Consider the following 7903-nt stretch of genomic DNA (forward strand, 5'->3'; position numbering starts at 1 on the left):
TATCATCGGCGCCATCCCACATCGAACTGAGGCCCGATCGGGTGTCGGCGCCACCTTTTTGCGGCGGGAACACGAACTGACTGATTAACCCATACTTGATTTGTAGTCATGGGCGCGGGCGATCACTTCGGCAGTCTCAGGCATGACGGCGATATCGACAGCTTTGCCACTGTTTTTTGTGTCTTGCCTGGCTTGATCCTGATCCGCCCACCCTCGATCTGTGATTCTTTCAGTATGCGCATATCTGTGCCGCGCGCCCACGGAGGGTTGTCCTGGCGCGGGCCCAGATGCGGCGTTCCTCACTCCATACACGCCAAAGACATATTGACACGGTCATTGTGCGAGCCAATAGCACCCCTCCGCCACAGCCCTCACATTGATAAAAAAGCTTGACCTTCCAAGTGTGTCAGGTCGGATAAAGGCAATGGGAGTTGTTTCAGCTCAACAAAACCATGTCGACTCCAGTCGCGAAAGGCACAATGATGAAAGTCACACCAATAACCCTGATTACCGCGGTGCTGGGCACCGCGCTTGCCGTCAGCGGATGCAAGCAGGCGGCATCGCCTGCCGCTGCCGCCAAGCCGCCCAGCGTTCCCGTTGCCGAAGTGATCGTTCGCGAGGCAACACCTTACGTCGAGTTCAACGGCTCGCTGACCGCCGTCAAGCGGGTTGAGCTGCGCCCGCAGGTGGCGGGCTACCTGCAGGACGTGAGCGTGCCGGAAGGCCGCTTTGTCGAGAAGGGCAGCAAGCTCTTCGTGATCGATCCGCGCGTGTTTCAGGCGGCGGTGCATGCCGCCACGGCGCGCCTGCGCGAGGCTGAAGCGGCATCGATGCTGGCGCAGGCCGAGCATGCACGGGCCGAACAGCTGTTTGCCACGAAGATCGTCGCGCGCGACCGTCTCGACGTGGCGACGGCGGCCCTGCATGCGGGCAAGGCACAGGTTGATGCCGCCAGGGCCGCGCTCGACGCTGCGCAGCTGGAGCTCGGTTTCACGCGCGTCACGGCGCCGATCAGCGGACGAGTCGGCCAAGTCCTCGTCACCGAGGGCAACTACGTCGCCAGCGGCGTGACGCCCCTGACGACGATCGTTTCCATCGATCCCCTGCACGTGTATTTCGATGTCGATGAACGCACCTATTTGCGCTCGCTCGCCGCCGGCCGCGCCAGCGCCACCGCGCGTGGAACGCAGGCGGCCAAGGTCATGGTGGCGCTGGCCACGGACAAGACATACACGCGCCACGGCCATGTCGATTTCCTGGCCAACGCCGCCGATCGCGGCACGGGAACGGTGCGCGTCCGCGCCGTGGTCGACAACCCCGATGGAAAACTCACGCCCGGCCTGTTTGCCAAGGTCAGGCTGGAGACGGGGGCGCAGCAAGCCAGGGTGCTCGTGTCCGACCAATCGATAGGCACGGACCAGGGGCGCCGCTATGTGCTGGTGGTCGGCAAAGGCGACAAGACGGAGTTCCGGCCCGTCGAGCTTGGCCCGATGGTCGACGGTTTGCGCGTGATCGAGCAGGGGCTGCAGCCCGGCGAGCGCATCGTCGTCAAGGGCCTGGTGCGCCCTGGCATGCAGGTGACGCCGCAGTCGGCCGGCATCGACGGCACGCCCATCGCCGTGCCGAAAACCTCGGGAGCCGCGTAATGTCCTTCCCACGTTTCTTCATCGACCGCCCGATCTTTGCCATCGTCCTCTCGGTCCTGATGGTGCTCGCCGGCATCGTTGCTTTCTTCCAGATGCCGCTCAGCGAGTATCCCGCGGTAACGCCGCCGACCGTGCAGGTGAGCGCCGCCTATCCTGGCGCCAATCCCAAGGTGATCGCCGAAACGGTGGCGGCGCCGCTCGAGCAGGCCATCACCGGGGTCGAGGGCATGCAGTACATGTCGTCGCAATCGGCAACCGACGGCCGCATGACCTTGACCGTTACTTTCGCGCAGGGAACGAATGCCGACATGGCGCAGATCCAGGTGCAGAACCGGGTCGCGCGCGCGTTGCCGCGTTTGCCTGAAGAAGTGCAGCGCCAGGGCGTCGTCACGCAGAAAACCTCGCCGGACATCTTGATGGTGGTCCACCTGCTGTCGCCCGACAAGCGCTACGATCCCCTGTACATATCGAATTACGCCTACCTGCAGGTGCGCGACGAACTGTCCCGCATCCCCGGCATCAGCGACGTCCTCGTCTGGGGCGCGGGCGAATACAGCATGCGGCTGTGGCTCGACCCGAACCTGATCGCCGCACGCGGCCTGACGGCCGGCGAGGTGATTGCCGCCGTGCGCGAACAGAACGTGCAGGTGGCCGCCGGTTCCGTCGGCCAGTCTCCCGATTCCAGCGCCGCCTTCCAGGTGACGGTCAACACGCTCGGACGCTTGACCGACGAGGAACAGTTCGGCGACATCATCATCCGCACGGGCGCCGAAGGCCAGGTGACGCGTTTGCGCGACGTGGCCCGCATCGAGATGGGTGCCGACGCCTATGCGCTGCGCAGCCTGCTGGACGGCGAGCCGGCCGTCGCCTTGCAAATCATTCAAAGCCCAGGCGCCAACGCGCTCGACGTTGCGCAGGCGGTACGCGACACCATGCGGCGGCTGGAGGAAAATTTCCCGGCGGGATTGAGCTCGCGCATCGCCTACGACCCGACGGTCTTTGTGCGTGCCTCGCTGGAATCGGTGGCAACGACCTTGCTGGAGGCGATCATTCTCGTCGTCATCGTGGTGGTGCTGTTCCTGCGCAACTGGCGCGCCTCGCTGATTCCCCTCATGGCGGTGCCCGTATCGCTGATCGGCACCTTCGCCGTCATGCATCTGATGGGCTTCTCGCTCAACACGCTGTCCCTGTTCGGCCTGGTGCTGTCGATCGGCATCGTCGTCGACGACGCCATCGTGGTGGTCGAGAACGTCGAACGCCACATCGAAAATGGCGAAGAGCCCAGGCAAGCGGCAAGGCGCGCCATGGACGAGGTCACGGGTCCCATCATCGCGATCACCTCGGTGCTTGCCGCCGTGTTCATTCCGACCGCCTTCCTGAGCGGCCTGCAGGGCGAGTTCTACCGCCAGTTCGCGCTGACGATCGCCATCTCTACCATCCTGTCGGCCGTCAATTCGCTCACGCTCAGCCCGGCGCTTGCCGGCCTCCTGCTCAAGCCAGGTAAGGTCAAGGCCGGGGCTGGCGCCGTGCATGATCCACGCAGCCTGCGTGGCCGTGCCGAGCGCCTGTTGCAGATGCTGGGCCGGCCGTTCCAGCGCGCGCCGGATGCGTATGGCAACACCGTGCGCAAAGTCGTCAGGGTCAGCGGCGTGGCCTTGCTCGTGTACGGCGGCCTGCTCGCGCTGACCTTCTTCGGCTTCAAGGCCGTGCCGCCGGGCTTCGTGCCGATGCAGGACAAATACTATCTGGTGGCAATCGCTCAGCTGCCCAACTCGTCATCGCTAGACCGCACCGACGCCGTCGCCAAGCAGATGTCGAAGATTGCGCTGGCCGAGCCTGGCGTTGAAAGCGTCGTCGCCTTCCCTGGCTTGTCGATCAACGGCTTCGTCAACGTGCCGAACGCGGCCGTCATGTTCGTCATGCTCGACCCGTTCAAGGCCCGCACGACGCCTGACCTCACGGCGAGCGCGATCGCCGGGCGCCTGCAGGCGAAGTTCGCCGGCATTCCCGACGGTTTCCTCGGCGTGTTCCCGCCGCCGCCAGTGCCCGGCCTTGGCGCGACCGGCGGCTTCAAGATGCTGGTCGAAGACCGTGGCAGCGCCGGGCTCGATGCCCTGGTGCAGCAGACGCATATCCTGATGACCAAGGCAAGCGAGTCGGGACAGGTGGCCGGCCTCATGACCAGCCTGGACGTCAATGCGCCGCAGCTCGAGGTCGCCATCGACCGTACCCAGGTCAAGAGCCAGGGCGTGCGCCTGGCCGACGTGTTCGAGTCGCTGCAGATCTATCTCGGTTCCCTCTACGTCAACGACTTCAACCGCTTCGGCCGGACCTACAAGGTGACGGCCCAGGCCGATGCGGAGCATCGCATGCAGGCGGAGGCCATCGGCCGCTTGCAGGTACGTAACGCGGCCGGCGACATGCTGCCTTTGTCGTCGTTTGTCACCGTCACGCCCAGCTCCGGTCCTGACCGCGTGGTTCACTACAATGGCTATCCCTCGGCCGACATCTCGGGCGGCGCGATGCCAGGCGTCAGTTCGGGGCAGGCGATAGCTGTCATGGAACGGCTGGCGAAGGAGGTGCTGCCTGAAGGCATGAGCTTTGAATGGACGGATCTTACCTACCAGCAAAAGCTGGCCGGCGATTCGGCGCTGTTCATCTTCCCGCTGTGCGTGCTGCTTGCCTATCTGATCCTGGCCGCGCAGTACAACAGCTGGCTGCTGCCGCTGGCCGTCCTGATGATCGTGCCGATGTGTCTGCTGAGCGCGATCATCGGCGTGTGGCTGGCGGGCGGCGACAACAACATCTTCGTGCAGATCGGGCTCATCGTGCTGGTCGGATTGGCCGCCAAGAACGCCATCCTCATTGTCGAGTTCGCACGTAGCCTGGAAATGGAAGGGGCGAGCGCGCTCGATGCGGTCATCGAAGCTTGCCGGTTGCGACTGCGGCCCATCCTGATGACTTCGCTCGCCTTCATCGCCGGCGTCGTGCCGCTGGTCTTCGCCAGTGGCGCCGGCTCCGAGATGCGCCAGGCCATGGGCATCGCGGTGTTCGCCGGCATGCTGGGCGTGACACTGTTCGGATTGTTCCTCACGCCCGTGTTTTATGTGGTGATGCGCGCCCTGGCGGCCCGCTTCGAGCGCCACACGCCAACGACCCAGACAAGCATGCACAGGAGCGCATCATGAACAGCCCGTATCAAACAATTGTAGTTTCATTGAGTGGGCTCACGTTGCTGGCCGGCTGCGCGGTCGGCCCCGATTATGCGCCGCCCTTGCCGCCGCCGCTGTCCGCATCGCAGTTTTCCGGCAGCCCAGCTCAGGCCCACGCCGGTCTCGCGCCGGGAGCGGTCGAGGTGGAGTGGTGGCGCAGCTTCGACGACCCGGCGCTGGTCACCCTGATCCAGCGGGCGCTGGCGGCCAACCACGACGTCGGCATCGCTGCCGCCCGGCTCGCGGAGGCCAAAGCCTTGCTGCGCGAAGACAGGCAGGGTTTCCTGCCGCAAGGCGGGGCCGCGCTCGGGTACGAGAAGCGCCGTTTGAGCAAGGCCGAAACGCTGCCCGGCCAGCCGCGCCAGAGCGAAATCTATCGTGCCACCGTCGATGCTTCCTGGGAGATTGACCTGTTTGGCCGCGTGCGGCGGTCCGTGGAGGCGGGCCAGGCGCAGGCGGGTTCGCGCGAAGCCTTGCTGCGCGGCGTGCAAGCGGGCGTCGCTGCCGCGGTGGCGAGCACCTGGTTCGAGCTAGGCGGCATCGAGGCTGAACTCGCTGTTGTTGCCAGTATCACCCAAAGCCAGCGCGACAGCCTGGCGCTGGTCGAGCGCATGGTGAGCGCAGGCTCTGCCAGCGAACTCGACCGCCTTCGCGCCGAGGCCTTGCTGCGCTCGGTGGAGGTGGCCGCGCCCGAACTGGAGCGCCGCCGCGCGGCCTCCGTCAACGCATTGGCCATCCTGCTTGGCGAAGTGCCGCAGACGTTCCGTCTTCCTGCCGCCACGCCGGCAAGTGATGCGCTGACGGTGCGGACGATCGCCGTGGGCGATCCTGCCGGGCTGCTCGCGCGGCGCGCCGATATTGCGGCGGCCGAGCGCAACCTGGCTGCCGCGACCGCCCGCATCGGGGTGGAGACGGCAGGCCTGTATCCCGAGGTCCAGGTAACGGGTTCCATCGGACTCGTCGGGGGGAGCCTCGATGCGATGGGCGACGCCGGCATGCAGTCGAGCTTTCTCGGCCCCGTCATCCGCTGGAATCTGCTCGATACGGGGCGCGTACGCGCCCGCATCGCGGCCAGCGAGGCACGCGCCCGGGCAGCCCTGCTCGTCTACGACCAGACCGTCCTGCGCGCACTCCAGGAAACGGACGATGCCTTCAAAGCCCATGACACGGCAGGCAGCACGCTCGGCTTGCGGCTGCTTGAGTCGGTGGCAAACCGCGAGGCTGCGCGACTTGCCAGGTTACAGTTTTCGGCAGGCGCGGGCCTGTACCTGGACGTGCTCGAAGCGGAACGGGCCGACTTTGCCAGCCGTCGCGCGCTGGCCGTCGCGCGCACCAACCAGCGGCTTGCGGTTGTCAGCATCTACAAGGCGCTGGGCGGCGGCTGGGAGATCTGCGCGCAGGCAAGCTACGACTGTGAAGGCGCCGGGGCGCTTCCCCGGACGAAGCAACTCGCCGGCAGGCCTTGATCTGCCTGTGCGCGAGCGGCATGCCGGGCCGACCCTGTTGATACACGGCGGTCCGGGCCTTGCGCCTTATCCCTTGACCATCCCAGCGTTGTAAGCCAAATACTCCATGTCAATCGCAATACGCGGGAAATTGATCTGGAGAACTCCAATGCAACAATTGATACCTGATCCGAAGAGATGGGCTGCGCTGGCCTTGCTGTGCGCCGCCCAGTTCATCGTGATTCTCGATACGTCCATCATCGGTGTGGCACTTCCCGCCATGCAGCGGGACCTCGGTTTCAGCGCCAGTGGGCTGAGCTGGATATTCAATGCCTATGTCATCGCCTTTGGCGGCCTGCTGCTGTTTGGGAGGACGGTTGGGCGACTTGCTTGGCGCCCGCCGTATTTTTACGAGCGGATTTGCCATACTGACTTCTGCTTCGCTGTTGGCCGGGCTGGCACACAGCCAGGAAATGCTGCTTGCCGGTCGCGCATTGCAGGGAGTGGGTGCCGCATTGATCGCACCGTCCGCACTGACGATCGTCATGCGCCTTTTCGGGCATGACGGTGCCGAACTTGGCAAAGCATTTGGCTTCTGGGGTGCCGCGGCGGCTGCAGGCGGCTCAGCTGGCGTGTTTTTAGGTGGCGTCATCACCGAATGGATGACCTGGCCTTGGACCTTCCTGATTAACGTGCCACTCGGCCTGCTCGTGCTGGCCCTGATTCCAGCCGTGCTTCGCAAGTCGCCGCGCAGCATTGGGGCCGTTGACTGGTTTGGCGCGATCAGTGTGACTGGGGCGCTTGTCAGTCTTGTCTATGCCATCGTCACCATCGAATCTGCCAGCCTTGGTTCGGTGCCGATTTTGCCGATTTCCGCCGGACTGTTCGCCGTCTTCCTGATCAGCCAGTTCGTGCGACGCGAACCGCTGCTTCCTCTGGGCATTTTCAAGACGAAGAACTTGGCGGCAGGCAATTTTGTGATGGCATTGCTTGGGGCCGCCTGGATCCCGCTCTGGTTCTTCCTGAACCTGTATCTCCAGCAAATTCTTGGTCTTTCGGCGCTCGCCAGCGGCTTGGCGTTGCTGCCCATGACCATCACGATCATGATCGTGATGGTGGGATTTTCTGGCAAGCTGATTGGCCGGTTTGGCGTCAAGTCCAACCTTGTGCTTGGCTTGTTGCTGATGGCTGGCGCGCTGCTCATGTTTGCGAACCTTCCGCTGAACGGTGCATACGTGACGCACGTTCTCCCGGCCTCCCTGCTTGCCGCCCTGGGTATGGCCCTGGCGTATATTCCGACGACGATGACAGGCATGGCCGGCGCCAGGCCTGAGGAAACAGGCCTGGCTTCAGGCTTGATCAATACAACTTATCAGATCGGCTCTGCCATAGGTCTCGCCATGATGGTTGCGCTTGCGACCTCCGGTACGGGCCACACCACGGAAGGCGTGCTGGCGGGTTTTCAGGCCGCATTCCTGGGCGCTGGTGTCGCCGCCGGCTTGGCCGCGTTCGCGGCACTGGTGTTCGTTGGATCGACTGGTCCGCAACGAGAGGTGCCAGTGGGTTAACGTCCTTAAGTTAATGGAAGCTGGCAATGATG

At 64.5% G+C, this 7903-nt stretch carries 4 protein-coding genes; all 4 read left to right on the forward strand.

The window, feature by feature from the left end; genetic code table 11:
* Positions 1-479 precede the first annotated feature (479 nt).
* The 4 genes from ASN89_RS09640 to ASN89_RS09655 all read left to right on the forward strand — a co-directional run bounded on the left by ASN89_RS09640 (position 480) and on the right by ASN89_RS09655 (position 7871).
* Complete coding sequence (locus ASN89_RS09640; RefSeq protein ID WP_321166320.1) at positions 480-1646, forward strand: efflux RND transporter periplasmic adaptor subunit; 1167 nt, start codon at positions 480-482, stop codon at positions 1644-1646.
* The gene (locus ASN89_RS09645) at positions 1646-4834 is read left to right on the forward strand and encodes an efflux RND transporter permease subunit (protein ID WP_058049106.1); all 3189 of its coding nucleotides are present in this window, start codon (positions 1646-1648) and stop codon (positions 4832-4834) included. The genes ASN89_RS09640 and ASN89_RS09645 overlap by 1 nt, the downstream gene beginning before the upstream one ends.
* Positions 4831-6324: an efflux transporter outer membrane subunit gene (locus ASN89_RS09650; RefSeq protein WP_058049107.1), complete on the forward strand. Its 1494-nt coding sequence runs from the start codon at positions 4831-4833 to the stop codon at positions 6322-6324. The genes ASN89_RS09645 and ASN89_RS09650 overlap by 4 nt, the downstream gene beginning before the upstream one ends.
* Positions 6325-6680: 356 nt before the next feature.
* Positions 6681-7871, forward strand: coding sequence for an MFS transporter (locus tag ASN89_RS09655; protein ID WP_200969003.1), 1191 nt, complete (start codon positions 6681-6683; stop codon positions 7869-7871).
* Positions 7872-7903: the final 32 nt, after the last annotated feature.

The sequence above is a fragment of the Janthinobacterium sp. Ant5-2-1 genome (genome assembly GCF_001445815.1).
In the GTDB taxonomy this organism is placed as follows: Bacteria; Pseudomonadota; Gammaproteobacteria; order Burkholderiales; family Burkholderiaceae_D; genus Janthinobacterium; species Janthinobacterium lividum_E.

Bases quoted from the DNA above. Each gene is read 5' to 3' on its own strand.
- ASN89_RS09640 (WP_321166320.1), top strand. From the start codon at position 480: ATGATGAAAGTCACACCAATAACCCTGATTACCGCGGTGCTGGGCACC.
- ASN89_RS09645 (WP_058049106.1), top strand. From the start codon at position 1,646: ATGTCCTTCCCACGTTTCTTCATCGACCGCCCGATCTTTGCCATCGTC.
- ASN89_RS09650 (WP_058049107.1), top strand. From the start codon at position 4,831: ATGAACAGCCCGTATCAAACAATTGTAGTTTCATTGAGTGGGCTCACG.